General features: G+C 67.1%; 20 protein-coding genes. 11 read left to right on the top strand and 9 right to left on the bottom strand.

Translation table 11 applies throughout. From position 1 onward, the window contains the following. Window positions 1-252 precede the first annotated feature (252 nt). From EZ304_RS08965 to EZ304_RS08950, 4 genes are all read right to left on the bottom strand, one after another. Window positions 253-816: a TlpA family protein disulfide reductase gene (locus EZ304_RS08965; RefSeq protein ID WP_142806837.1), complete on the bottom strand. Its 564-nt coding sequence runs from the start codon at window positions 814-816 to the stop codon at window positions 253-255. Beyond that, window positions 813-3,185: a protein-disulfide reductase DsbD domain-containing protein gene (locus EZ304_RS08960; RefSeq protein WP_142806836.1), complete on the bottom strand. Its 2,373-nt coding sequence runs from the start codon at window positions 3,183-3,185 to the stop codon at window positions 813-815. Before EZ304_RS08960 ends, EZ304_RS08965 begins: the two co-directional genes overlap by 4 nt. Continuing rightward, window positions 3,182-3,520 carry a divalent-cation tolerance protein CutA gene (gene cutA, locus EZ304_RS08955; RefSeq protein ID WP_099554476.1) on the bottom strand — a complete coding sequence of 113 codons (339 nt, stop codon included), beginning with the start codon at window positions 3,518-3,520 and terminating at the stop codon, window positions 3,182-3,184. Before cutA ends, EZ304_RS08960 begins: the two co-directional genes overlap by 4 nt. 68 nt (window positions 3,521-3,588) lie before the next feature. Continuing rightward, the gene (locus EZ304_RS08950; RefSeq protein ID WP_099554478.1) at window positions 3,589-5,379 is read right to left on the bottom strand and encodes an endonuclease; all 1,791 of its coding nucleotides are present in this window, start codon (window positions 5,377-5,379) and stop codon (window positions 3,589-3,591) included. A 358-nt stretch (window positions 5,380-5,737) separates the two neighbouring features. Here EZ304_RS08950 and EZ304_RS08945 point away from each other — a divergent pair, with 358 nt between their 5' ends. From EZ304_RS08945 to EZ304_RS08935, 3 genes are all read left to right on the top strand, one after another. Continuing rightward, window positions 5,738-6,025, top strand: coding sequence for a co-chaperone GroES (locus tag EZ304_RS08945; protein ID WP_006396661.1), 288 nt, complete (start codon window positions 5,738-5,740; stop codon window positions 6,023-6,025). Between the two features lie 83 nt (window positions 6,026-6,108). Then, entirely contained in the window at window positions 6,109-7,758 is a 1,650-nt protein-coding gene (groL, locus tag EZ304_RS08940; protein ID WP_075676061.1) for a chaperonin GroEL, read from the top strand. 133 nt (window positions 7,759-7,891) lie between these two features. Then, window positions 7,892-8,503 carry a DUF6445 family protein gene (locus EZ304_RS08935; protein ID WP_005411225.1) on the top strand — a complete coding sequence of 204 codons (612 nt, stop codon included), beginning with the start codon at window positions 7,892-7,894 and terminating at the stop codon, window positions 8,501-8,503. Window positions 8,504-8,564: 61 nt separating this feature from the next. Here the strand turns inward: EZ304_RS08935 and EZ304_RS08930 are convergent, their stop codons facing one another. Together EZ304_RS08930 and EZ304_RS08925 are read right to left on the bottom strand one after the other, a co-directional pair. Continuing rightward, a complete protein-coding gene (locus EZ304_RS08930) occupies window positions 8,565-9,728 on the bottom strand; it encodes a serine hydrolase domain-containing protein (protein ID WP_142806835.1) in 1,164 nt (387 codons plus the stop codon). A 67-nt stretch (window positions 9,729-9,795) separates the two neighbouring features. Next, entirely contained in the window at window positions 9,796-10,725 is a 930-nt protein-coding gene (locus tag EZ304_RS08925; RefSeq protein WP_099554484.1) for a pepsin/retropepsin-like aspartic protease family protein, read from the bottom strand. Between the two features lie 106 nt (window positions 10,726-10,831). Here EZ304_RS08925 and EZ304_RS08920 point away from each other — a divergent pair, with 106 nt between their 5' ends. The 8 genes from EZ304_RS08920 (at window position 10,832) to EZ304_RS08885 (ending at window position 17,226) form a co-directional block, all read left to right on the top strand. Then, window positions 10,832-11,539 (top strand): response regulator transcription factor, encoded by a 708-nt coding sequence (locus EZ304_RS08920; RefSeq protein ID WP_142806834.1) that lies wholly within the window; start codon window positions 10,832-10,834, stop codon window positions 11,537-11,539. A gap of 32 nt (window positions 11,540-11,571) precedes the next feature. Next, window positions 11,572-12,870 (top strand): sensor histidine kinase, encoded by a 1,299-nt coding sequence (locus EZ304_RS08915; protein ID WP_142806833.1) that lies wholly within the window; start codon window positions 11,572-11,574, stop codon window positions 12,868-12,870. A gap of 72 nt (window positions 12,871-12,942) precedes the next feature. Then, entirely contained in the window at window positions 12,943-13,437 is a 495-nt protein-coding gene (locus EZ304_RS08910; RefSeq protein WP_099554490.1) for a MarR family winged helix-turn-helix transcriptional regulator, read from the top strand. Then, the gene (locus EZ304_RS08905) at window positions 13,434-14,174 is read left to right on the top strand and encodes a DNA alkylation repair protein (protein WP_142806832.1); all 741 of its coding nucleotides are present in this window, start codon (window positions 13,434-13,436) and stop codon (window positions 14,172-14,174) included. Before EZ304_RS08910 ends, EZ304_RS08905 begins: the two co-directional genes overlap by 4 nt. A 47-nt stretch (window positions 14,175-14,221) precedes the next feature. After that, on the top strand, window positions 14,222-14,560 hold the full coding sequence (locus EZ304_RS08900) for a DUF6616 family protein (protein WP_142806831.1): 339 nt from the start codon (window positions 14,222-14,224) through the stop codon (window positions 14,558-14,560). Between the two features lie 89 nt (window positions 14,561-14,649). Then, window positions 14,650-14,907, top strand: coding sequence for a hypothetical protein (locus EZ304_RS08895; protein ID WP_142806830.1), 258 nt, complete (start codon window positions 14,650-14,652; stop codon window positions 14,905-14,907). A gap of 128 nt (window positions 14,908-15,035) precedes the next feature. Continuing rightward, window positions 15,036-15,878, top strand: a complete 843-nt coding sequence (locus EZ304_RS08890; protein WP_142806829.1) for a hypothetical protein — start codon at window positions 15,036-15,038, stop codon at window positions 15,876-15,878. Window positions 15,879-16,152: 274 nt separating this feature from the next. After that, complete coding sequence (locus EZ304_RS08885; protein WP_142806828.1) at window positions 16,153-17,226, top strand: 3-deoxy-7-phosphoheptulonate synthase; 1,074 nt, start codon at window positions 16,153-16,155, stop codon at window positions 17,224-17,226. Window positions 17,227-17,423: 197 nt separating this feature from the next. Here the strand turns inward: EZ304_RS08885 and EZ304_RS08875 are convergent, their stop codons facing one another. Genes EZ304_RS08875 through EZ304_RS08865 form a run of 3 tightly spaced genes read right to left on the bottom strand, consistent with a single transcriptional unit; the run spans window position 17,424 to window position 24,720 of the window. Then, the gene (locus EZ304_RS08875) at window positions 17,424-20,483 is read right to left on the bottom strand and encodes an efflux RND transporter permease subunit (protein ID WP_142806827.1); all 3,060 of its coding nucleotides are present in this window, start codon (window positions 20,481-20,483) and stop codon (window positions 17,424-17,426) included. Further along, on the bottom strand, window positions 20,480-23,557 hold the full coding sequence (locus tag EZ304_RS08870; RefSeq protein ID WP_142806826.1) for a multidrug efflux RND transporter permease subunit: 3,078 nt from the start codon (window positions 23,555-23,557) through the stop codon (window positions 20,480-20,482). The genes EZ304_RS08875 and EZ304_RS08870 overlap by 4 nt, the downstream gene beginning before the upstream one ends. Next, a complete protein-coding gene (locus tag EZ304_RS08865; RefSeq protein ID WP_099554502.1) occupies window positions 23,554-24,720 on the bottom strand; it encodes an MdtA/MuxA family multidrug efflux RND transporter periplasmic adaptor subunit in 1,167 nt (388 codons plus the stop codon). The genes EZ304_RS08870 and EZ304_RS08865 overlap by 4 nt, the downstream gene beginning before the upstream one ends. Between the last annotated feature and the right edge of the window lie 104 nt (window positions 24,721-24,824).

Below are 24,824 nucleotides of genomic sequence, written 5' to 3'. Positions count from 1 at the left end.
CGCATGGCGTGGATCTACCGTGTCGACCAAGGTCGACACCTACCAACAGCGCCTTGAACTTGTCGAAGGCGGGGCACTGTGGGCGTGCGGGGTGTGAGCCGCATGGATGCGGCGACCAAGCCCCCATGGATGGGTTCACGGCGGCCCCGCACGCCCACAGTGCCTCGCCATCTCACAGGAAGCCCGCTGTAGCTGTTGCTTCGGCTGTTGCTCTGGCCTGAAGCGGGTGCAGGGTGCAACCCTGCCGAACCCTCACTTCACCCAGCCGTCGATCTCGCCGTGGGCGAACGGCCCCAGCTTTGCCTTCACCAGCCGCCCCTGTGCATCGAACAGCACGCTGTAGGGCAGCAGGCCCTGTGTATTGCCCAGCTGCACGCTGGCATCGCGCGGTCCCGGGGTCTCGATCACGATCGGGTAATCCACCGGCACCCGTTGCAGGAAACCGCGCACGTCTTCCGGCGTATCCAGCGCCAGGCCCAGCACCTGCACGCCTGGGTCGCCCTGTGCTGCGGCAAAGCGCGCCAGTTCGGGCATTTCTTCAACGCAGGGCGCGCACCAGCTGGCCCAGACATTGATCAACAGCGGGCGACCGCCAGCGTGCTGGCGCAGGTCCAGCGGCCGGCCTTCAAGATCGGGCAGCGACAGCGCGGGCAGGCTGTCGCCGACCTGCAGGACGGGTGCCGCAGCCGCCACAACAGGTGCCGCTGGCATGGCCTCAGGCGCAGCGGGCGCGGGAGCCAATCGATGCCCGGCCCACAGGCCTAGGCCGGCGGCCAGCACCGCTGTCCACAGCAGCGCTGGCCGTTGCCACTTCATCGTGCGGTGCGCAGCAGCGCTTCCTCCACCACTGCCTGGGTCAGCAGGGTCGGCAGCACGGTCGGCGGCGCGCCGGGGCCGTACACCACGTACAGCGGCACGCCGACGGCCTTGTGCTCTTCCAGGAACGTGGTGATCTGCGGATCGACGTTGGTGTAGTCACCGCGCATGTACACCGCGTTGGTGCGCTTGAGCAGTTCCTTGAACTCCGGCCGCGACAGCACGGCGCGCTCGTTGGCCTTGCAGCTCACGCACCAGTCGGCGGTCATGTTCACGAACACCACGCGGTTGTCGGCGCGCAGGCGGTCCAGCAGCTGCGGCGAGTACTCCACCACGTTGTCGCTGGCGGCCTGTGCGGCGCGTGCCGGTGGTGCCAGCTGGGTCACACCCCAGGCGGGAACCAGTGCACCGATTGCCAGCAGCACGCCGAGCAGGGTGACGGCGCGCGAGCCAGTCCAGCGGTTGCGTTCGAACAGCCACAGGCCGAAGGCGAACAGCAGCAGGCCACCCAGCACCAGCGCCATGCCGTCCACGCCACGCTGCTTGCCCAGCACCCACAGCAGCCACAGCGCGGTGGCATACATCGGGAAGGCCAGCACGTGCTTGAGCGTTTCCATCCATGGGCCCGGCTTGGGCAGACGGCGCGCCAGCGCCGGCACGAAGCCGATCAGCAGGAACGGCAGCGCCAGGCCCAGGCCGAGGAACAGAAACACGGTCATCGCCTTCAGCGGCGGGGCAATGAACGCGTAGGCAATCGCGCCACCCATGAACGGGCCGACGCAGGCACTACCGACCACGCAGGCCAGCGCACCGGTGAAGAAGTCACCGGCCGGGCCACTGCGGCTGGCCAGCGACTGGCCCAGGTTGCCGATGCCACCGCCGAGGGTGAATACGCCGGACAGGCTCAGGCCCACCGCGAACATGATGTAGGCCAGCGCCGCCACCACACCCGGGTGCTGCAGCTGGAAGCCGATGCCGACGGCGTTGCCGATCGCACGCAGGCCGACCATCAACGCACCGATCACCGCGAACGCGACCAGCACGCCCAGCGTGTACCAGAGGGCGTGGCTGCGCGCGCGCTGCGGGCTTTCGCCGCTCTGCGCCAGGCTCAGTACCTTCAGCGAGAGGATCGGCAGCACGCAGGGCATCAGGTTCAGTACCAGGCCACCGGCCAGGGCCAGCAGCAGCACCCACACGAATGACCTGTCCGGATTCGGCGTGGCCGCCGGCGGACGCGTCCGGAGCGCGTTGTCACCGCGCGCATCGGCAGCGAACTCATTACCGCTTCCGGCGCCTGCAACGGCCGGGGTGGCGGCATCCGTATTGGGCACCGTCGGCAGCAGGCGCAGGGGGGCGCCATTGGCGCCTTCGCGTGGCGCTGCAGCCGACGGGCTGATCACCTCGTTGCGCGGCGGTGCCTGGTCGGTGCTGGCGCTGACCTTGCCGGCCGGGATCGACAGCTTCACCCGGCGGGTCATCGGCGGGTAGCAGATACCATCGGTCTGGCAGCCCTGGAAGGTCACCACCAGGGTACTGTCGACCGCGTCAGCGACGGAGCGGCGCAGCGGCAGCGGCACTTCCACCTGGTTGAAGTAGACCGAGACATCGCCGAAGTGTTCGTCGCGATGCGACTGCGCGGCAGGCCAGCGCAGCTTGTCGGCCAGCACCCCGGTACTGCCGTCCAGCTTCACCGAAGTGCGGTCGCGATACAGGTAGTAGCCCGGCGCCGGGCTGAAGCGCAGCAGCAGGGTGTTGCCGTCACTGGCGATGGCGTCGAAGCCGAACGCCTGTTCCGACGGCAGCGGCAGCGCCTGGCTGTTGCTGGCCGCACCCGGCAGGCGCAGGCCGCCGCTGTTGCCGGCACCGGCCAGCGGGTTGTTGAACGGGCTGGCGGCACCGGCACGCGGGGCCGGGGCGGTGGCCTGTGCACCGGCACCGGGCAGGGTGACCTGCACCACGCGCTTCTGCGGCGGGTAGCAGACACCGGCATCGGCGCAGCCCTGGTAGCGTACTTCCAGGCTGATGGTGCCCGCTGCATCGGTCGGCGTGCCGGGCAGGGTGGCCTGCAGGCGCTCGCGATAGGTTTCGACCTCGCCGAAGAAATCGTCGTGGTGCTTGTCGCCCTTGGGCATCTGCAGCGCGCCGGCATTGAAGGCCGGGTCGGCCTTGACGCTGGTGCGATGGCGATACAGGTAATAGCCGGGCGCGATCTTGAACTGCAGTTGCACCTGGCCACGTTCGGGGGCGGTGGCGGTCAGCGCGAACGCCTGGTCCACCGGCAGCAGGTCCTTCTCATCCAGCGCGAACGCTGGCAGCGAGAGCCACAACAGGGCGCACAGGGCGGCGCCACGCGCAAACAGAGTCTTCAATCAGTGTCCTCCCGGGTCTGTGCCCGGATCCAGTCCAGATACGCCGGCAGGCCGGCCCGGGTTTCGACCGCGATGCACTCCGGGAGTTCATACGGATGCAGTTCGACGATCCGGGCAATCGCGTGATCGACGCGGCTTGCGGTGGTCTTCACCAGCAGCTGCAGCTCGGCGTCGGTGGTCACCTCGCCCTGCCAGCGGTAGGTCGACTGCGCGCCATCGAGGCGGGTCACGCACGCGGCCAGGCGCTCGCCGACCAGCGCGTGCGCGATGCGCTCGGCACTGGCCCGGTCCGGGCAGGTGGTCAACAGCAGCAGGACGGGATCGACGGTCGACATGACCGTCGAGTATAGGGCCGCCGCCGGGTCAGGGCCCGGCGGCGGCGATGGACCGCTGCGTTGCGCGGTCAGTTGGCCAGCTGGCAGGTGGCCGGCTTGGCCGAGGTGAACAGGCCAGGGGTTGCCCACTCGGGGTGGTCGATGAACGGGTTGCGGTTGCCCTGGAAGCTGTAGATCACGTCATTGCGCGCACGCTCGGCATCATCCGGCGGATCGGACAGGTGCCAGTCGATCAGGGTCGACAGCAGGCCCATGTAGGCCGGCGAGCTGCTGGTCTTGACGATCCTGCTGCGGTCGTCGGTCAGCTCCAGGTCCGGCTCGGACTGGCCGGTGGCCGCATCCTTGCCGCCCTCGTAGCGGATGGCCATGTACATGACCGCACGCGCCATGTCGCCCTTGCGCTTGCCCCACACCTCGAACGTGCCGGTGTTGCCGTCCGGCGTGCGCACCCAGTTGGAATTGCCCGGATAGCCACCGCTGCCGCCGCCCTGGCCGTTGTTGGCCTCGGTGGCGCGCTCGCCGCAGTTGGCGTCGCACTTGGCGAACGGCTTGTTGCCACGGTCGGCGTTCCACTGTGCATCGGTCAGGTACAGCATGTGGGTGTCGGTGTACGGCGCGTACGGCAGGCCCTTGTCACCGGTGGTGCTGGCGAAGCCCAGCGAGTTCGGCCAGGTGTGTTCGCGGTTGTACTTCAGGCCACTGCCGCTGCCGGCGCGATCGGTCACCTTGGCGTAGCTGCGGTTGCGATACGCGTCGAGGATGCGGTTCGGGTTGTTCGGGTCCTCGTCGGCAATCTCCAGGATGGTCCAGGTGCTGGTGCCCGAGCCGCTGTACGGGTAGGCGGTGTGGCCCTTGATGGTGGCGTGCAGCGAGCAGCGCAGCTGGCTCGGGCTGGACGTGTTCACCTTCGAGTAGTAGCCGGCCGGCACGCCCGGATTGCCCGGGTCGGGATTGCCGCCGGTGCTGGCCACGGTGAAGGCGATGCGGCTGTCGGCGGCCGGGTGCGCGCCCTGCAGGTCGGTGATGCGCGCGGCGCGGATGTCGAAGCGGCAGGCCTCACCGGCCACCAGCGCGGTATTGGTGGACAGCTTCACGCTGCGCCCGCTGGCGGGGAAGGTCAGCGGCACGCTGCCGGAAGTGCCGCAGCTCAGCGCGAAGGCGCCACTGGCCAGGTTCACCGTCTCGCTGAACACCACTTCCAGATCGGCCGCGGCCGGGAAGGTGCTGCTGCCCTGTGCCGGGGTGGTGGTGGACACCGACGGCGGCGTGTTCGGGCCCGGGGTGCCGCCACCACTGAAGGTCTGGCCGTTGTTGCAGCTGCCGAAGGTCTGCCTGGCCGACTCGGCCCAGGTGAAGTGGGCGTACTGGCTGCCGCTGCCGGTCAGCTGCAGCGAGGTGCCCGGCGCCGTGCTGTTGGTCTCGGCCACCGGAATGTTCTGGCTGGTCATGCCGGCGGCAGGGCCACCGGAGGCGGTGATGGCGCCCTCGTAGCTGAGGAACTGGACCACCTTGCCGCTGGCATCGACCAGGGCGATGCCATCGTTCGGGCCGTTCTGGAGGCCGTTGGTCGGGTAGCTGACCACGGCGATGCTGGCGCTGCCGCAGCCCGCGGCGGTACCGGCCGGGACCGGGTTGTTGGCGTAGACCGTGGCGGCCGAAGGATTGCTGCCGTTGTAGAGGTAAAGCCGATAGCCGGACAGGTCCTCTCCGGCGGTGGCGACGACCTCGATCGCTTCGCCGACGTCACCGGCGGCGGTGCTGTCGTCGTAATGCAGTTCGTTGATGAAGACCTCGGCCTGGGCCGGCGCGGCGGCCAGCGCCAGCAGGCAGGCGGCGGCAAGCGGGGACAGCAATCGCATCGACAACTCCTTGTGATTGGGAATGCGCGGCCGAGCCTAAGGCCGATCCAGTGACACTTTGTCGTAAATGAACGTCAGATATCTGACAGTGCGACGCGGATCACCAAAAGTCGAGGGCGCCGAGGACCGAATGGATGCGTTTCACCGGGCTGAACGTCTTCATGCAGGGACGCGCTGTGCGGGCCTGGCCGCACCGAAATTTTTTCCGGGGACGGCCTTGAAAGGCCCGGGGGCAGCTCCATCTCTGTCCTGCTCCCGATTCGTCGGGCTTTTTCGCGAGCGATGCTGGCAGTCACCTGGGGTGAGTGCTAACATCGCCAGACTTTTTCAGACCAATCAATAACTTAAGAGGTCTCTCATGAGCATCAAGCCGCTGCACGACCGCGTTGTGGTCAAGCCGATCGAAGCCGACGAAATCTCCGCCGGTGGCATCGTCATTCCGGATTCGGCCAAGGAAAAGTCCACCAAGGGTGAAGTCGTGGCCGTCGGCCCGGGCAAGCCGCTGGACAACGGCAGCGTGCGTGCGCCGTCGCTGAAGGTTGGCGACAAGGTCATCTACGGCCAGTACGCCGGCAGCTCGTACAAGAGCGAAGGCGTCGAGTACAAGGTCCTGCGCGAAGACGACGTGCTCGCCGTCATCGGCTGAGCCTCGGCGCGACCTGCTTCATCCCCTGATTCCAAACACCCAGCCGCCGGGCATGGCCCGGCGCTACCAATGAGGTAACTGCAATGGCTGCCAAGGATATTCGTTTCGGTGAAGACGCCCGTTCGCGCATGGTGCGCGGCGTCAACGTTCTCGCCAATGCCGTCAAGGCCACCCTGGGCCCGAAGGGCCGCAACGTCGTGCTGGAAAAGAGCTTCGGCGCCCCGACCATCACCAAGGACGGCGTCTCCGTCGCCAAGGAAATCGAACTGGCTGACAAGTTCGAGAACATGGGCGCACAGATGGTGAAGGAAGTCGCTTCGCGCACCAACGACGACGCCGGCGACGGCACCACCACCGCCACCGTGCTGGCCCAGGCCCTGATCCGCGAAGGCGCCAAGGCAGTTGCCGCCGGCATGAACCCGATGGACCTCAAGCGCGGTATCGACAAGGCCGTCGTGGCCGCCGTTGCCGAGCTGAAGAGCATCTCCAAGCCGACCGCCGACGACAAGGCGATTGCCCAGGTTGGTACCATCTCGGCCAACTCGGACGAGTCGATCGGCCAGATCATCGCTGACGCGATGAAGGAAGTCGGCAAGGAAGGCGTGATCACCGTTGAAGAAGGCTCGGGCCTGGACAACGAGCTGGACGTGGTCAAGGGCATGCAGTTCGACCGCGGCTACCTGTCCCCGTACTTCATCAACAACCAGCAGTCGCAGACCGCTGACCTGGATGACCCGTTCATCCTGCTGCACGACAAGAAGATCTCCAACGTCCGTGACCTGCTGCCGGTGCTGGAAGGCGTCGCCAAGGCCGGCAAGCCGCTGCTGATCGTTGCCGAAGAAGTCGAAGGCGAAGCGCTGGCCACCCTGGTGGTCAACACCATCCGTGGCATCGTCAAGGTCGTGGCCGTCAAGGCTCCGGGCTTCGGCGACCGTCGCAAGGCGATGCTGGAAGACATGGCCGTGCTGACCGGTGGCACCGTGATCTCCGAAGAAGTTGGCCTGTCGCTGGAAAAGGCCACCATCAAGGACCTGGGCCGCGCCAAGAAGGTGCAGGTTTCCAAGGAAAACACCACCATCATCGATGGCGTGGGTGACAAGGCTGCCGTCGACGCACGCGTCGGCCAGATCAAGACCCAGATCCAGGACACCTCCTCCGATTACGACCGCGAGAAGCTGCAGGAACGCGTGGCCAAGCTGGCCGGCGGCGTTGCCGTGATCAAGGTCGGTGCTTCGACCGAAATCGAAATGAAGGAAAAGAAGGACCGCGTCGACGACGCCCTGCACGCGACCCGTGCAGCCGTTGAAGAAGGCGTGGTCCCGGGCGGCGGCGTTGCCCTGGTCCGTGCGGTCACCGCACTGGCCGGCCTGAAGGGTGCCAACGAAGACCAGAACCACGGCATCCAGATCGCCCTGCGCGCGATGGAAGCCCCGCTGCGCGAAATCGTTGCCAACGCCGGTGAAGAGCCGTCGGTCATCATCAACAAGGTCAAGGAAGGCACCGGCAGCTTCGGCTACAACGCCGCCACCGGCGAGTTCGGCGACATGCTGCAGTTCGGCATCCTGGACCCGACCAAGGTGACCCGTTCGGCCCTGCAGAACGCGGCCTCGATCGCTGGCCTGATGATCACCACCGAAGCCATGGTTGCCGAAGCTCCGAAGAAGGACGAGCCGGCCATGGGCGGCGCCGGTGGCATGGGCGGCATGGGTGGCATGGGCGGCATGGACTTCTAAGGTCCACGCCCGCGTCGGACGTTGCCGGCCCTGGTCGGCGCGTCTTCCCGATGCAAAGAAGAACCCCGCCGCGAGGCGGGGTTTTTTGTTGCCCGGTTGCCGCCATGGCGCCGCGTCGCTACGCTCGGCGACCATGCCTACCTCGTTCATCGTCGTCGACGACTTCCTCTCTCCGGCCGATGCGCACGGCCTGCGCCAGGCCGGCCTGGGCCTGACCTACCCGGCGCAGGAGGGCGCGTTCCCCGGCCGCAATTCGCTCGAACGGCTGGAGCTGGACGGCCTGTCCGAGGCCGCATCGCGGCTGGTCAACGAACCCCTGCGGCCGGTCAATCCGCTGCAGTCGCACGGCAAGTTCCGGCTGACCCTGGCCAGCGATGTCGGTCGCGCCAAGGTGCACACCGATCATTCGCACTGGTCCGGCATCCTCTACCTCAGCGCTCCGGAGCACTGCGAAGGCGGTACCGAGTTCTTCCGCCACCGCCGCACCAATACCGAGCGCATGGCGTTGAACGCCCACGAGCTGGCTGCGCTGGGCTACGCCAATGGCGGCGACATGCATCGCGACATCATCGAGCGCGACAGCGTCGACGACAGCCAGTGGGAGATGACCATGCGCATCCCGATGCGCTTCAACCGCCTGGTGCTGCTGCGCCCGTGGTTCTGGCATACCGCTGGCCCGGCCTTCGGCGACCGGCCGGAGAATGGGCGGCTGGTCTACCTGATGTTCTTCGAGCAGGCGCGTTGAGGAATGCCATCCACGCATGGCGTGGATCTACCGAGGTAGCCGCGCAGGCGTCATTGCCCCCTCATTCGACGAATGCCTTCGCCGCGCCGTACTCCCACTGCCACGGCACGCCGGTGTCGCCCAGCACGAAGGCCACCAGCGCCGGGAAGGTCGCTTCGGCGCGCACATCGTTGCCCAGGATCACCACGCAGCGCTGCTGCCGCTCCACGCACACCAGCGTGTTGCCCACCGCATCATCGTGGCCGCCCTTGTAGAAGCCCGCGCCTTGCGGGCCACGGAACGTCACCACGCCCAGGCCCGCCGCCAGATCCTTGCGCTGCTGCGCCTTCGGCAGCTCCGGCTGCAGGGTAGGGAACTGGCTGGCGGTGGTGATCGCCAGCTGCGGCCGCACCAGCTCCTTGCGCATCGCCGCTGACAGCCCATCGCCGCGCACGTAGCCAGCGGCGAAACGGGCCATGTCGGCGATGGTGGTATCCATCGAACCGGCCGCACGCACGCGGCTGCGCTCATCGTGCGGCTCGGCGGCGCCCTCCACGGTCCAGCCGTCTGCCAGGTTGGTGGCGAAGTCCTCGCGCCACATCATGCTGGTGCGGGTCATGCCGAAGCGGTCGAACACCCGCTGCTGCATCAACGTGCCCACATCCTCGCCCAGCCGCCCGCGTTCGATCACGAACTGCAGCAGGATCAACCCTTCGCCGGAATAGCCGTAGCGGCTGCCCGGATCGAAGTGGAACTTCAGCCGGCCGTCCGGTTCGAGGAACCCGAAGTTGGCAAAGCCACTGGCGTGGTTGAGCAGCAGGCGAGGGGTGAGCTGGCGCCAGCGTGCATCATCGGCCAGCACGCTGTAGTCGGCGTACTTCTTCGTTTCGAGCGGATAGTCCGGCAGCGGCTTGTCCAGGGCGGTAGCGATGCTGGCATCCAGATCGATACGCGCGTCCTGCGCCAGCTGTGCGACCAGGTGGCCGAAGGCCATCTTGGTCAGTGACGCAGCGTACATCACGGTGTCGGTGCGCAGCGGCTCGCCTGCGGCGTTGCGTTCACCGTAGGCGGCCACATGCACCACCTTGCCGTCATCGATCACCGCCAGCGCCATCCCGCGCGCATGGGCCGCCTGCATCAGCCGCTGTGCTTCGGCATCGATGCGAGTGGGCGAGGGCACGGGTGGCGGCGCGGCCAGCACCGCCAGCGGGAGCAGCGTCAGCAACATCAGGGTGGCACGGCACATGCGTGGAACTCCTGGTGGGGCGCACGGCGATGCTACGCCAGGCTGCCGCTGGCGTCATTGCCAGATGTCAGCTGGCCTGCGGCCGGCGCAGGCAGATCCGGGCCGCGCCGGCACCGATGTCCACCTGGCCGCCGCGCATTGCATCGGCACCGAGGATCAGCGCCGGCCGGGCCTCCAGTCCGATCGCCTTGAACACCGGCAGTTCGCTGATGCGGACCTCCATCGACGGGTGCTGCCAGCCGCTGCCGGTCATGCCGGCCAGGGTGTACAGCCAGGTCGCCTGCTTTCCGCCGCCCAGGCCTGCGGTGCCCTTTTCACGCACCCGCACCCGTGCGTCGCTGCCGTCCGTGCGCAGCCCCAGTGCGCGGGCCGCTTCGGCGTTGAGGACGGTCTGCGCGGCACCGGTGTCGACCACGGCGATGGCGTCCACAGCGGGCGCGCCCAGTGCAAGCGTGATGAAGCCGAACTGCCGCAGGCCGTCAGTACGGCCGGGCAGCGCATTGGGCTGGCAACCCGGTCCTTCCAGGTTCAATCCGCCGGGTGTCCACAGCGCCAGTTGATTGCGGCCGAAGTCCCAACGGGTATCCCAGCGCCCGGTCAGATCGTTGCCGATCAAGCCGTCAATGGCCGGATCATCGTCCTTCGGCAACGACGACAGATCGACCTTCATGGCTTGGGCCTGCAGCTGCCAACTGCCCAGCTGCCAGGACGTGCTGCGCATGCGCTGCAGCCGTGCGGAAGCTGCACTCGCCCCCTGGGCCTGTGATACCTCTGCATCCGCATCCTCCAGGCCATAGCGCCGCACGACGCGGTCATCGACCAGGGTTGCGCCTGCAGCGCTGTCGACCACGAAGCGCAGCGGTTCGGCACGCCCGTCCAGCGACACGGCCACGGCCGGATGACCGCCCTGCATCCACATCGGCAGGATGTGCTCGGGGGCATCGGACGCCAGCGCAGGCAGCGGGGCAGCAAGCAGGAGGAATGGGATGAGGCGCAAGGCAAGTCTCCGCAGTGATCATGGGTGACCATTGGCGCGCAGCGGCGTATCGCGGGAATATCGGCGTTGATACCGTCCTGATACAGACCTGCCTGATACTGCCCGCATGCCTACTCCCGCCCGTGTCATCGTTGTCGATGACGACGCCAGCATCCGTGATGCCATCGCCGATTGCCTGTTGCTGCATGGCTACCAGGTGCGGGTGGCCGCGGACGCGACGGCGCTGGACGTGCTGCTGCAGGTCCAGCGCCCGGACGTGATCATCCTCGACTGGATGATGCCCGGTGAGGATGGTCTGTCGGTGTGCCGCCGGCTGCAGGCACGGGCCATTCCGATCCTGATGCTGTCGGCGATGGGCAGCGCACCGGACAGGGTGATCGGCCTGGAGATGGGCGCGGACGATTACCTGGCCAAGCCGTTCGACCCGCGCGAGCTGCTGGCGCGGGTACGCGCGCTGCTGCGCCGGCAGGACAAGCTGCGCACGCAGGTAGCCAGTGAACTGCGCTTTTCTGGTTGGCGGTTGCTGCCGGAACAACGTCGCCTGCTGGCGCCGGATGGGAACGAGCTGGTGCTCAGCCGTGGTGAATTCAGCCTGTTGCTGGCGCTGGCCGAACGCCCCGGGCGGGTGCTGGGGCGCGAGCAGCTGCTGCAGCTGAGCCGTGGCGAGCCCAGTGACAGCGTCGACCGCGCGGTCGACCTGGCGATCAGCCGGCTGCGCCGCAAGCTCGGGCAGGCCTCACCCGGTGCGGAAGCCCTGGTGCAGACATCGCGTGGCGAAGGCTATCGCTTCGACGCTGAGGTACAGGTGTTGTGAGCAGCCGGTGGCCGACTGCGCGTTGGATCGCAATGCTGGCCCTGGCCAGCCTGCTGCTGGCGACACTGGTCAGCGTAGCCGTGGTTGGCTGGATGCCTCGGCCCGCGCCGCCGCCGATGCGCTTGGACCAGGCCGTGCAGGTGCTGCGAGGGGAGCAGGCGGCAGCGCCACTGGGCCTGCATCTGGCGATGCAGGATTCGCCGCCACAGGGCAGTGCCAGCGACTGGCTCACGCAACTGGCTGCGATGCAGATGGGCGTGCCGGCGGAAAAGGTACGCCTGGTCTGGAGCGGACAGCGCAAGGCGCCCGATGTGCAGGTCATCGAAGGCGGTGCGGTGCTCGATGCCACGGCGCGGGCCGGTGTATTGAAGGCGCAGGCTGCGGTGCTGACCGCGATGCAATGGCCGCCGTTTGAACTGGGCATACGCCAGGCCGATGGCCGCTGGCGGGTGGTCGGTAGCGACCACAGTGATCTGGCGACCTGGCGCCGCCAGGTGGTGCTCGCCCTGCTGGGCGGTGCACTCCTGCTGGCGCCGCTGGCGGCGTGGGCCTCGATCCGCCTGGGACGCCCGCTGCGGCGCTTGGCCGAGGCCGGCGCACGGGTTGACCTGCAGGCCGATACGCCGTTGCCGGATGACGGCCCACGCGAAGTACAGATGCTGGCTTCCGCGATCAGCACCGGTCGCGATCGCTTGCGCGCGCAGGCACAGGACATGACCCACATGCTGGCCGCCGTAGCGCACGACCTGCGCACGCCGTTGACCGGCCTGCGCCTGCGCGCCGAATTCGCACCTGCGCCACAGGCGGCGCGGATGGTGGCGGACATCGAACGCATGGATACGATGATCGAGCAGGTGCTCGATTACGCACGCGGCGAACTGCAACCACTGCAGTTGCGACCGCTGGACCTGGCCGCGTTGCTGGAGGAATGCGTGCACAGTGCCCTGCTGCGCGGCGTCTCGATCTCCATCGAGGGCCCGGACACACTGCCGTGGCGGGGCGACGGGCTCCTGCTGCGGCGGGCAATCGACAACCTCATCGACAACGCAGACCGCTACGCCGGTGCCGTAGACCTGCACGCCGCCATGGCAGGCAATCGCATGCAGCTGGATGTGATGGACCGCGGCCCAGGCATCGCCGAGGACGACCGTGAACGCCTGCTGCAACCTTTCCAGCGCAGCGAGAGCTCGCGCAGCCGCGCCACGGGTGGGACCGGCCTGGGCCTGGCGGTGGCGGCCAACGTCGCACGACGGCATGAGGGCGAGCTTCTGTTGCTGCAGCGTGATGGCGGCGGACTGATCGCACGCCTGCTGCTGGGGCCGGTTTCCTGAAATCACCTGGACAGTGGCGTAATGCCTATTTTTTGAAATATGATTAGGCGCCTAATCATATTGGATGGAGCCATGCTGGAAGCCAAGCACAGTGCCCTGCTGGATGAGGCGCAACGACGCGGCCATACCGGTGTCGCGCAGCTGCGCCTGTGCTTCCAGCTGCTGTCGCTGTCATCGGCCATCGACCGCGACTGCGCCACGCGCCTGGCGCCGCACGGGCTCAGTGAAGGGCGTTTCATCGTGCTTTTCCTGCTGCACGGTGCCGGTGGCACGCTGCCACCGCATGAATTGGCCGAGCGTGCAGGTGTCACCCGCGCCACGGTCAGTGGCCTGATCGATGGCCTGCAGCGCGAAGGGCTGCTGCAGCGACGCAGTGACGCCGAAGACGGCAGGCGCCTTCAGATCGTGCTGACCACACAGGGGAGGCGCCTGGCCGAGACGCTGTTCAACCAGCACACGCAATGGATAGGGGGCTTGTTCAGCGGATTGGGCGCAGAAGAACAGCAGCAGTTGTCACAGCTGCTGCACAAGGTCTGGCAGCACACCGATACAGGTCGTGGGGCATGAGCGGGATCCTGACGGCTGAGCGATTGAATGCGCTCAACACTGGCAGCGTCGCCGCCAGCCATCTGGCCGAATGCCTGGCGGTGGATTTTGGTGCGCTGCTGCAGGCGGTGGTACCCGCAGTTGAACATGACGCGCTGCACCGTATGCGCGATGCTGAAGGCAAGGGCATCACCCAACGCATGGCCCTGGCTGCCCGGTTGCTGCGCGAAAGCGGGCAGGGCGATCCTGCGCAATGGCAGGATCATGCGTCCGATACCGTGCGCGGCTGGGCCTGCTATCTGATCGGCAGCAATGCTCGCGCAACGTTGGCAGGGAAGCTGCAGCAGATGCGCGCGCTGGCCGATGACCCACACTTCGGTGTGCGGGAATGGGCGTGGCTGGCGCTACGCACGGACATCGTTGCCGCGCCGATGCAGGCGCTTGAGTACCTGCAACCGTGGACACAGGAAGCATCGCCGTACCTGCGCCGCTTCGCCTGCGAGGCGCTGCGCCCGCGCGGCGTCTGGGCCACGCATATCGCGCTGTTCAAGCGGCACCCGGAACATGCATTGCCGCTGCTGGAAGCACTGGCCAACGACCCGGAGCGCTACGTGCAGGACTCCGTGGGCAACTGGCTCAACGACGCCGGCAAGACCCGGCCGCACTGGTTGCGCGATCTGTGCGCGCGTTGGCAGCGCGAACACGATGGCGGCGCCAACGCCTACATCCGCAAGCGCGCACTGCGCTCGCTCCGGTAGTGCCGGCCGCTGGCCGGCAACCCCCGAACCCTCAAGGAAGAACCACCATGTCCCACACCTTCATCGAGCTCTACACCGCCACCCCCGCCTGGACCACACTCCCGCCCGAGCAGCGCGCGGCCTTCTTCGCCCGTATCGGTGCCGGCATGCAGCACTTCGATCCGGCCCGTATTACCCCACTGGCGATGGGCCGCATCGCCACGGACGTGCCGCACGGCAGCGGCGAGCAGTTCTATGCGGTCTGGCGCTGCGCCAGCCGCGCGGACGCCGATGCGCTGGTGGCCGGCATTGCCGCCACCGGTTGGCATCAGTACTTCACCACCACCAACGCCTTGGGTGCGGACGAGGGAATGGTCCAGCACCTGGCCGATCTGGCTGCCTTGTAGCGGCACCCCGGACGCGCATGGCACATGCGCCTGTCACCCGGACGCGGTAAACAGGGCATTGCCCATGTCCATCCGCAGGGAAGTTGATCATGCAGAGCACGCTCCAGGTGACGCTGTTCGGCCCGCTTGGCGACAGCCCGGCATTGCAGTTGCCGGGGCTGGAAGGGCCGTCGGTGGCCATCCCGGAAGCGACCCTGCGGCGGTTGGTCTCCGATCTCTATACCGCGCGCTCTCTGCTCAACCCCGAGCAGCTGGACGAGGCCAGGCGGGAGCTGGACCGCGTGCTGGAGCGCTGGGCCGACATCCACGAAGGCCTGCTGCTGGACCTCGAAGTACACGCGAAGTAGATCCGTCATGGCGCTTTTCCACGCTGCCTTGGTCAATGCAATGCAAGGGATCCCGCTTTTCGGATTTCTTGCATGGATGCGCTGCAGCTGAATCAGGATCATGGCCTACCTCTCGTTGAGATCATGATATGCAAGTGTTCCCCGACGGAAACACTCCGCGGCTGGGCTCGGAATCCATTTCGGCCGATGAAGCGAAGGCCTCACTCGAGCGAGACGCCAGCCCGATTGCGAGGATGGCGACTGGGACAATCGAGGCGAAATTCGAGCCAGATCCGAGTCTGGATGGCAGCACGGATCATCTTCTTGACGGACTGATCGAGGCAGCAGGTGACTCAGATGGCGCCATGGTTCTGCGAAGGATGCGCGACAGAATCAAGGGGCCAACGCCCGAGGAAGAGTCGGAGCCTCCGCTTGCATTCAGCAGGATGCCCGGATTCGTGTGGAACGGAGATGCAGTTTCGGATTGGGGAACCGATTGCCTGATCATCGACGGTGACGTCAGCGTAGATGGCACACTGCACCTCAACGATTTGGACGAACTCCGGTGTGTGGTGGTGCTTGGAAGTGTCACCACGCAGAACTTCGTCTGTGGCGGGTGGGTCTTTATCCGTGACAATTTGACGTGCACGCATGCATACGCATCGTCACTCAACGATGGAGGACTTTTTGTCGGCGGCAACATGAAGGTCGCCACCTTCCTTGAGACCGGTCAGTATGTGCATGTGGCTGGAGACTTCGAGGCGATCCATCTGGCGATGGTGCAGAACGAGATTGAGGTGAGGGAAGAGGTGAGCTGCCCTGACTTCGTGCACCGGTCCGACCGTGATCGATTGCCGTCCTGGGTGGATCCTGGGCTGATCGAACAACATGAAGCTGAGACTGAGGACGGGCGGCCCTATCGATACTGGTACCCGAACGGCTATGACGATCGAATCCTCGCGGGCGGTAGTCCTGTGAGAGCCCACGGCTGAACGGACGCGCGTGGACGCTCGGTACCGCCTGAACCGCGCCCCCAGTTGCGGATGAAACATTTTGCACTGCGCAAAAGCTGTGCTATCAATAGAACCCATGAACGCAGCCCCCACCAGCTTTTACTGGTATTACTTTCCGAAGCCACTGGCGGAGGAAGGACTGCGCTCACCCTGAAGAAAGTTTCAGACGCATTCCCGAAAGCCGCCAGCGAACCTGGCGGCTTTTTTCATGCCGCCACGCTGGGGACCCTCAACGTTCCGGAGACCTCCCCCAATGCCCCCGCACACCGACGACCTGCGTATCCGCACCATCGAACCGCTGACACCGCCTGCCCAGCTGCTGGCGATGCTGCCCTGTGACGATGAAGCCTCCGACACCGTCAGCGCCTCGCGCGCGGCCCTGCACCAGATCCTGCACGGCCGTGACGACCGCCTGGCAGTGGTGGTGGGCCCGTGCTCGATCCACGACCCGAAGGCCGCCATCGAGTACGCCCAGCGCCTGAAGCCGCTGCGCGATGCGCTGGCCGGCGAACTGGAAATCGTCATGCGCGTGTACTTCGAGAAGCCGCGCACCACGGTGGGCTGGAAGGGCCTGATCAACGACCCGGACCTGGATGGCAGCTTCAAGATCGACAAGGGCCTGCGCGTTGCTCGTGGCCTGCTGCGCGACATCAACAAGCTCGGCCTGCCGGCCGGTGTCGAGTTCCTTGACGTGATCTCGCCGCAGTACATCGCCGACCTGGTGGCGTGGGGCGCGATCGGTGCACGCACCACCGAAAGCCAGGTGCATCGTGAGCTGGCCTCGGGGCTGTCGTGCCCGGTCGGCTTCAAGAACGGCACCGATGGCAACGTGAAGATCGCTGCTGACGCGGTGGGCGCGGCGTCCAATCCGCATCACTTCCTGTCGGTCACCAAGCAGGGCGGCACCGCCATCGTGTCGACCACCGGCAATCCGGATTGCCATGTGATCCTGCGGGGCGGCAAGCAGCCGAACTACGACGCAGGCAGTGTTGCCGAGGCCTGCCAAGTGCTGGCCAAGGCCAAGCTGCCGGCGCGCCTGATGATCGACGCCAGCCACGCCAACAGCCTGAAGAACCCGGAGAACCAGCCGAAGGTGATCGACGACATCGCCGTTCAGCTGGAAGACGGCGAACAGCGCATCGTTGGCGTGATGATCGAGAGCCATCTGGTCGGTGGCCGCCAGGAACTGGTGGAAGGCCAGCCGCTGGTCTACGGGCAGAGCATCACCGATGGCTGCATCGACTGGGACACCACCGTGACGGTGCTGGAGCGACTGGCCGCGGCCGTGCGCGCCCGTCGCGACGTGAAGGTGTCCGAAGCCGCTTGAGTGCGGCACGTGTGTGGATGGCGGCCAGCGCCTGCGGGGGTGCGGCCGCGATCGGGGTCGGTCGGAGTTGGAGGCCGATCCGTCCGCACCGGCGATGCGCCTGGCGCTGCGTATGTGCGACAGCGCCAGGTACATCGCCGGGGTGGTGACGCGGCTCTCCGGTAGATCCACGCCATGCGTGGATGGCGCTGACCCGTTCACCGTCTCGTGCGCAAGCTTGCCAGCGCCAGGTACATCGCCGGGGTCGTGTACAGCGTCAGCCACTGGCTGACCAGCAACCCGCCCACAATGGCGATACCCAGCGGTTGCCGGAGTTCCCAGCCCTCGCCGTTGGCCAGCATCAGCGGCAACGTGCCCAGCAGCGCCGCCAGCGAGGTCATCAGGATCGGCCGCAGACGCAACCGCGCGGCTTCCATTACTGAATCCTGCGCGCTCAGCCCGCGCCGCTCGCCGGCCAGCGCGAAGTCCACCAGCAGGATGGTGTTCTTCATCACCACGCCCACCAGCAGGAACAGGCCGAGCAGGGCGATCAGGTTCAGTTCGTTGCCGAACAGCCACAACGCCAGCAGCGCGCCGACACCGGCCGAGGGCAGGGTGGACAGGATCACCAGCGGCTGCAGGAAGCTCTCGTAGAGGATGCCCAGCACCAGGTAGACCGCCAGCGTGGCGCCCAGCACCAGCCACAGCTGGCGCGCGCGCAGCTGATCCAGGCCGCCGGCCTCACCGGACAGCTTGCCCTGCACCGAACGTGGCAGCATCAGCTTCGACATCGCACCATCGATCGCCTGCGTGGCCTGTTCCAGCCCCACGCCCGGTGCCAGCGCGAACTCGATCCAGATCGAGGCGAACTGTTCGCTGTGATACACCCGGTCCGGTGCCATGCCATAGCGCCAGCTGGCGATGCTCGACAGCGGAATGCGCCGGCCGTTGCCATCGATCACCTGCAGCTGCGCCAGCGTGCCGGGGTGCTGGGTGTGCTTCGGGTCCAGCTCCATCACCACGCGGTACTGGTTGAGGCTGTCGTACAGCGTGGCCACCTGGCGCTGGCTGAAGGAGTTGTTGAGCATGCTGGCGACGGTGCGCAGGTCCACGCCATGCCGCGCGGCCGCCTCGCGATCGATGTCCAGCACCACCTGGCGCATGCCTGCTTCGCCCTGTGCTTCCACGTCCACCAGTTCGGGCAGGCCACGCAGGGCGGCAGCCACCTTCGGTGCCCATTCGCGCAGGGGCGTGGTATCGGCTGAAAGCAACTGGAACTCGTACTTGCCGCTGCTGCCGGCGCCTTCCAGGCGGATGTCCTGGTCCACCCACAGATAGAGATTGCCGCCGGGCAGCTTGGGCAGCCGCGCGCGCAGGCGGTCGATCACCTGCTGGCTGGAGACTTTGCGCTCGGCCAGCGGCTTCATCTTGATCATGATGAAGGCGTTGTTCACGCCGTTGCTGCCGCCGATGTAGCCGATGATGTCCTCGATGGCCGGGTCGGACAGCAGCAGTTTCCGGTACGCGTCGATCTTCGGCTGCATGGCCTGGAATGACAGGCCGTCGTCACCGCGGGCGAAACCACGCAGCTGTGCAGTGTCCTGCTTGGGCACGATGCCCTTGGGCACCTGCTGGAACAGCCAGGCGTTGAGCGCGATGACCGCAACGAAGGCCAGCAACGGCCAGCGCAACCGGCGCAGGCTGGCCTGCAGGGTGCGCAGGTAAGCGCCGCGCACACGTTCGAACAGCGCATTGCTGCCGCGCTGCCAGCGTGATGGCTGCTGCCCGGCATCGATAAACAATCGCGCGCACAGCATCGGTACCAGGCTCAACGCGACCAGCACGGAGACCGCCATCGCCGCTACCAGGGTCAGCGAGAATTCGCGGAACAGGCGTTCGACGAAGTCATCCAGGAACAGGATGGAGACGAACACCACGGCCAGTGCAATGTTCATCGACAGAAGCGTGGCACCGACTTCCGACGCACCCCGTACCGCAGCCTGCCAGCGGTCCGCCCCGAGTTCGCGATGGCGGGCGATGTTCTCCAGCACCACGATGGCATCGTCCACCACCAGCACGGCGGCCACGATCAGGGCCATCAGCGAGAGCGTGTTGAGCGAGAATCCCATCAGCGCGATCAGCGCCAGCGTACCGAACAGCACCACCGGTATCGCCACGCTGGGCACCAGCGCCGCACGCCAGTGGCCGAGGAAGCCAAGCACCACCAGCACCACCAGTACGATGGCCAGAACCAGCGTCATCTCCGCTTCCTGCAGCGTGGCGCGGATCACCGGCGAGCGGTCCATCACCAGGCGCATGTCAACGCTGGAGGGCAGCAGTGCATGCAACTGTGGCAGCTGCGCCTGGATGGCATCGACGGTGGCGATGATGTTGGCATTGGGCTGGCGGCTGACGATCAGCAGCACGGCGGGGCGGTCGTTGTGGAAGCCGCTGGCGTAGCGGTCCTCCACGCCATCGGCGACGGCGGCGACATCGCCCAGTCGCAGCGTGCGGTCGTCGCTGACCTTCAACGCCAGTTCGCGGTACTGGGTGGCTTGGCGCAGCTGCAGCGGTGCCTCCAGCTGCCATTGCTGGCGCGCGTCCCCCACCGCGCCCAGCGGGCGCACCGCATTGGCACGTGCGATGGCCCGCGCCACGTCCTCCAGTGCCAATCCAGCATGGTTCAGCGCGTTTGGATCCAATGACACGCGTACCGCCGGCAGTGCGCTGCCACCGACCTGGACTTCGCCCACGCCCGGTACCTGCGACAGTTTCTGCGCCAGCACGGTGGAGGCCAGGTCGTACAGCTGCCCGGGCGACAAGATGTCCGAGGTCAGTGCCAATGCCAGGATCGGTGCCTGCGAAGGGTTCACCTTGCGGTACTGCGGCATGCCCGGCATGCCACTGGGCAGCTGCCCACGTGCAAGGTTGATCGCGGCCTGCACTTCACGTGCGGCTTCATCGATATCGCGGCCGAGCACGAACTTCAGTTCGATCTGGGTCTGGCCCTGGGTGCTGGCCGAGTCGATGCGCGAGATGCCGGGCAGGCTGCCGAGCGCACGTTCGAGCGGCGTGGCCACGGTGGCCGCCATCGACTCGGGCGAGGCACCGGGCAGGCTGGCACTGACTTCGATGGCCGGGTAGTCCACCTGTGGCAGCGGTGCCACGGGCAGCAGCCGCAGCGCCAGCAGGCCTGCCAGCACCAGCGCAACCGCCAACAGGATCGTGGCCACCGGCCGCTGCACGCAGGCCTGCGCCAGGCGCTCCACAGGGGTCACGCGCTGGCCTCTTCAGCGACGGTGGTTGCTGCCGCGTGGCCGCGCTGCAGGCGGTCGAAGGCGAGGTAGATCACCGGCGTGGTGAACAGGGTCAGTACCTGGCTGACCAGCAATCCGCCCACCATCACCCAGCCCAACGGTTGCCGCAGTTCGGCACCGGAACCACTGGCTAGCATCAGCGGCACGGCACCGAACAGCGCGGCCAGCGTGGTCATCAGGATCGGCCGGAAGCGCAGCAGTGCCGCCTGGTGGATTGCTTCGCGCGGGGTCATGCCGCGCGTGCGCTGCGCGTCCAGTGCGAAGTCGATCATCATGATCGCGTTCTTCTTCACCAGGCCGATCAGCAGCACGATGCCGATCACCGCGATCAGGTCCAGGCTGCGTCCGCTCACCCACAACGCGGCCAGCGCGCCGACCGTTGCCGAAGGCAGGGTGGAGAGGATGGTGACCGGATGGATGAAGCTCTCGTAGAGCACGCCCAGCACGATGTACATCACCACCACTGCAGCCAGGATCAGCCACAGTGTGGACGACAGCGAACTGCTGAACGCCGCTGCGGCACCCTGCAGGCGCAGCTCGATGCTCTGCGGCAGATCCACGTGTGCGCGTGCGGCGTGCACAGCCTCCACCACTTCGCCCAGCGATGCGCCCGGGGCCGGATTGAATGACAGCGTGGCCGCCGGGAACTGGCCGACATGGTTGCGCAGCAGGGCGGTCGGGCCCAGATCCACGCGTGCCACCGCACCCAGCGGCACGGTCTGCCCGTCGCTGTTGCGCACGCGCAGGCCGCTGATGGCATCGGGCCCGGGTTGGCGCGACGGATCGGCTTCCAGCACCACGCGGTACTGGCTGGCCTGGGTGAAGATGGTGGAGATCTGACGCTGCCCGTAGGCGTCGTACAGCGCATCGGCCACGGCTTCGACGCTGACATTCAGGCGTGCGGCGGCATCGCGGTCGATGTTCACCCGCGCCTGCCGGCCCTGCATCTGCAGGTCGCTGGCCACATCGCGCAATGCCGGCTGCTGGCGCAGCGCCTGCAGCAGCTTCGGCGTCCAGGTTTCCAGCGTCTGCTGCTCCGGCGTGGTCAGGGTGAACTGGTACTGGTTGCGGCTGATGCGGTCTTCGATGCCCAGCTCCTGCACCGGCTGCAGGTACAGGGTGATGCCGGGAATCTTCGATACGCGCTGCTGCAGCCGTTCCATCACCACGGCGGCGCCATCGCGGTCGCCATGCGGTTTCAGTTCGATCAGCAGGCGTCCGGTATTGAGCGTGGCGTTGTTGCCGTCCACGCCGATGTACGAGGACACGCTGGCCACCGCCGGGTCCGCTTCGATGGTGGCGGCCAGCGCCTGCTGGCGCTCGCGCATGGCCTGGAACGAGATGGCCTGCGGCGCTTCGCTGATGCCCTGCACCAGGCCGGCATCCTGCACCGGGAAGAAGCCCTTGGGCACGGCGAAGTACAGCGCCACGGTGAGTGCCAGCGTGGCAACGGTGGCCAGCAGCATCAGCGGCTGGCGCTGCAGCACCCAGCGCAGTTGTCGGTCGTAGAGGGCGATGATGCGGTCGAACACATCGGGCGCATGCGCGGTCTTCGCGTGCGGCTTCAGGAACCGCGCGCACAGCATCGGCGTCAGCGTCAGCGAGACCAGCAGCGAGATGCCGATGGCTACCGCCAGTGTCACTGCGAATTCATGGAACAGCGCGCCCACCAGGTCGGCCATGAACAGCAGCGGGATCAGCACCGCGATCAGTGAAACGGTCAGCGACACCAGGGTGAAGCCGATCTCGGCCGCCCCCTTCAGCGCGCCTTCGCGCGGGCTTTCACCTTCTTCCAGATGGCGGGCAATGTTCTCCAGCATCACGATGGCGTCGTCCACCACGAAGCCGGTAGCGATGGTCAGCGCCATCAGCGTGAGGTTGTTGAGTGAATAGCCGGCCAGCAGCATCACTGCGAAGGTACCGATCAGCGACAGCGGTACCGCGACGCTGGGAATGAGTGTGGCCGGCAGGTTGCGCAGGAATACCCACGTGACCAACACCACCAGGCCGATGGCCAGCACCAGTTCCTTCTGCACGCCGCGCACCGACGCGCGGATCGATTCGGTGCGGTCGCTCAGCACGTTCATCTGCACGCCGGCCGGCAGCGTAGCCTGCAGCTGCGGCAGCAGCGTACGCACCTGTTCGACCACGGCGATCACGTTTGCACCGGGCTGGCGCTGGATGTTCACCAGCACTGCCGGGGTGGTGCCGCTCCACGCCGCCAGCTGGCGGTTCTCGGCGCCATCGGTGATGGTGGCCACGTCGCCCAGCCGCAGCGGCGCGCCGTCGCGCCAGGCCAGCACCAGTGCACGGTACTCATCCACGCTGCGCATCTGGTCATTGGCATCGAGCATCACCGCGCGGATCGGGCCGTCGAAGCTGCCCTTGGGCAGGTTGACGTTGGCCGCGGCGATGGCGGTGCGGATGTGGTCCATGCCCAGGCCGTTGGCGGCCAGTGCCGCCGGATTGACCTGGATACGCACGGCAGGGCGCTGGCCACCGGCCAGGCTGACCAGGCCGACACCGGGCAGCTGCGCCAGGCGCTGCGCGATGCGCGTATCCACCAGGTCATGCACCTGCGGCAGCGACAGGCCCTGCGAGGTCACCGCCAGGGTCAGGATCGGCGTATCGGCCGGATTGACCTTGCGGTAGACCGGCGGCACGGGCAGGTCGCCGGGCAGGAAGCTACCGGCGGCGTTGATCGCGGCCTGCACGTCCTGTTCGGCTACGCCCAGCGACACCTCCAGTCCGAACTGCAGGGTGATCACCGACGCACCGCCGGAACTGGTCGACGACAACTGCTTCAGGCCGGGAATCTGCCCGAGCTGGCGCTCCAGCGGCGCAGTGATCGTGCGTGTGGTCAGTTCCGGGCTGGCACCGGGGTACAGCGTGGTGATCTGGATGATCGGGTAGTCGACCTGTGGCAGTGCAGCCACCGGCAGCAGGCGATAGGCCAGCACGCCGGACAGCAGCAGCGCCACCATCAGCAGCGTGGTGGCGACAGGCCTGAGGATGAACGGACGCGAGAGGTTCATGCGCCGGCCTTGGTCGCGGCCTCCCCGGCGATGATCTCCACCGCCGTGCCGTCTTCCAGTCCGTCGATGCCTTCGATCACCACCTGGTCACCTGCGGCCAAGCCCGAACGCACGGCCACGCGGCCGTCATCGGCAGGGCCGAGCACTACCACGCGCCGCTGCGCCGTGTTGTCCTTGCCGACGACATGCACGTAGTTGCCCTGGCTGCCGAACTGTACGGCGGCATCGGGAATCAGCAGGGCGGGCTGCTCGCCCAGCTGCAGGCGTACGTTGACGAACTGGTTGGGAAACAGCGCCAGATCGTGGTTGTCGAAGTGCGCACGCAGCTTCAGCGTGCCGGTGGTGGTATCGATGCGGTTGTCGAGGCTGGACAGCGAGCCGCGCGCCAGCTGCCGGCGTTCTTCGCGGTCCCAGGTTTCCACCGCCAGCGACGGTTGCGCCTGCACGGCATCGAGCAGTGCAGGCAGCTCGGGTTCGGGCACGGTGAACAGCACGCTGATCGGTGCAGTCTGCGCCAGTGTCACCAGGCCTTCGGCATCGCTGGCGCGTACCAGGTTGCCCACGTCCAACCGCCGCAGCCCGACGCGGCCACTGACCGGCGCGGTGATGCGGGTGTACTGCAGCTGCAGGCGTGCTTCATCAACAGACGCCTGGTCGCTGAGCCGGCGGCCCTGCAGCTGGCGCACTTTGCTCTGCTGGTCGCTCAGTTCCTGCCCGGACACGTAGTTCTGCTTCTGCAGTTCGCGGTAGCGCTGCAGCTGCCGTTCGGCGTTTTCCAGCTCGGCCAGGTTCTGCTGCTGGGTGCCCTGGGCCTGCGCCAGCTTCACTTCATACGGGCGTGGGTCGATCTGCGCCAGCAGGTCGCCGGCGTTCACCTGCTGCCCTTCCTGGAAGTGCAGGCGCAGCAGTTCGCCATCCACGCGGCTGCGCACCACCACGCTGTGCAGCGGGGTGACCGTACCGACCGCCTTCAGGCGCAGCACCAGCGGCTCGGCACTGGCGCGCGCCACGCGTACCGGCACCGTCTTGCCCGGTGCATCGTCGCGGCTGCCGGCGTCGTTCCGGGGCCACAGCCACCACGCCAGAACGGCGACGAGGGCAAGGGCCAGCACCGCCCACAACGAGCGGGCACGGCGGAAGCGGGAATTTTCGGCGACAGACATGGGGCATCCTGCGCCCTGCGCGCGCAGGGACATGCGGGCCCGTCGGCGCGTTCACGGGCACCACGGGCAGCGGGGAGGGAGTGTCTGGCGGGGCCGCGGGCGCG

Source organism: Stenotrophomonas maltophilia, assembly GCF_006974125.1.
In the GTDB taxonomy this organism is placed as follows: Bacteria; Pseudomonadota; Gammaproteobacteria; order Xanthomonadales; family Xanthomonadaceae; genus Stenotrophomonas; species Stenotrophomonas maltophilia_O.
The sequence above is the reverse complement of the archived record's forward strand: the minus strand, read 5'-3'. Positions and strand labels throughout refer to the sequence as shown.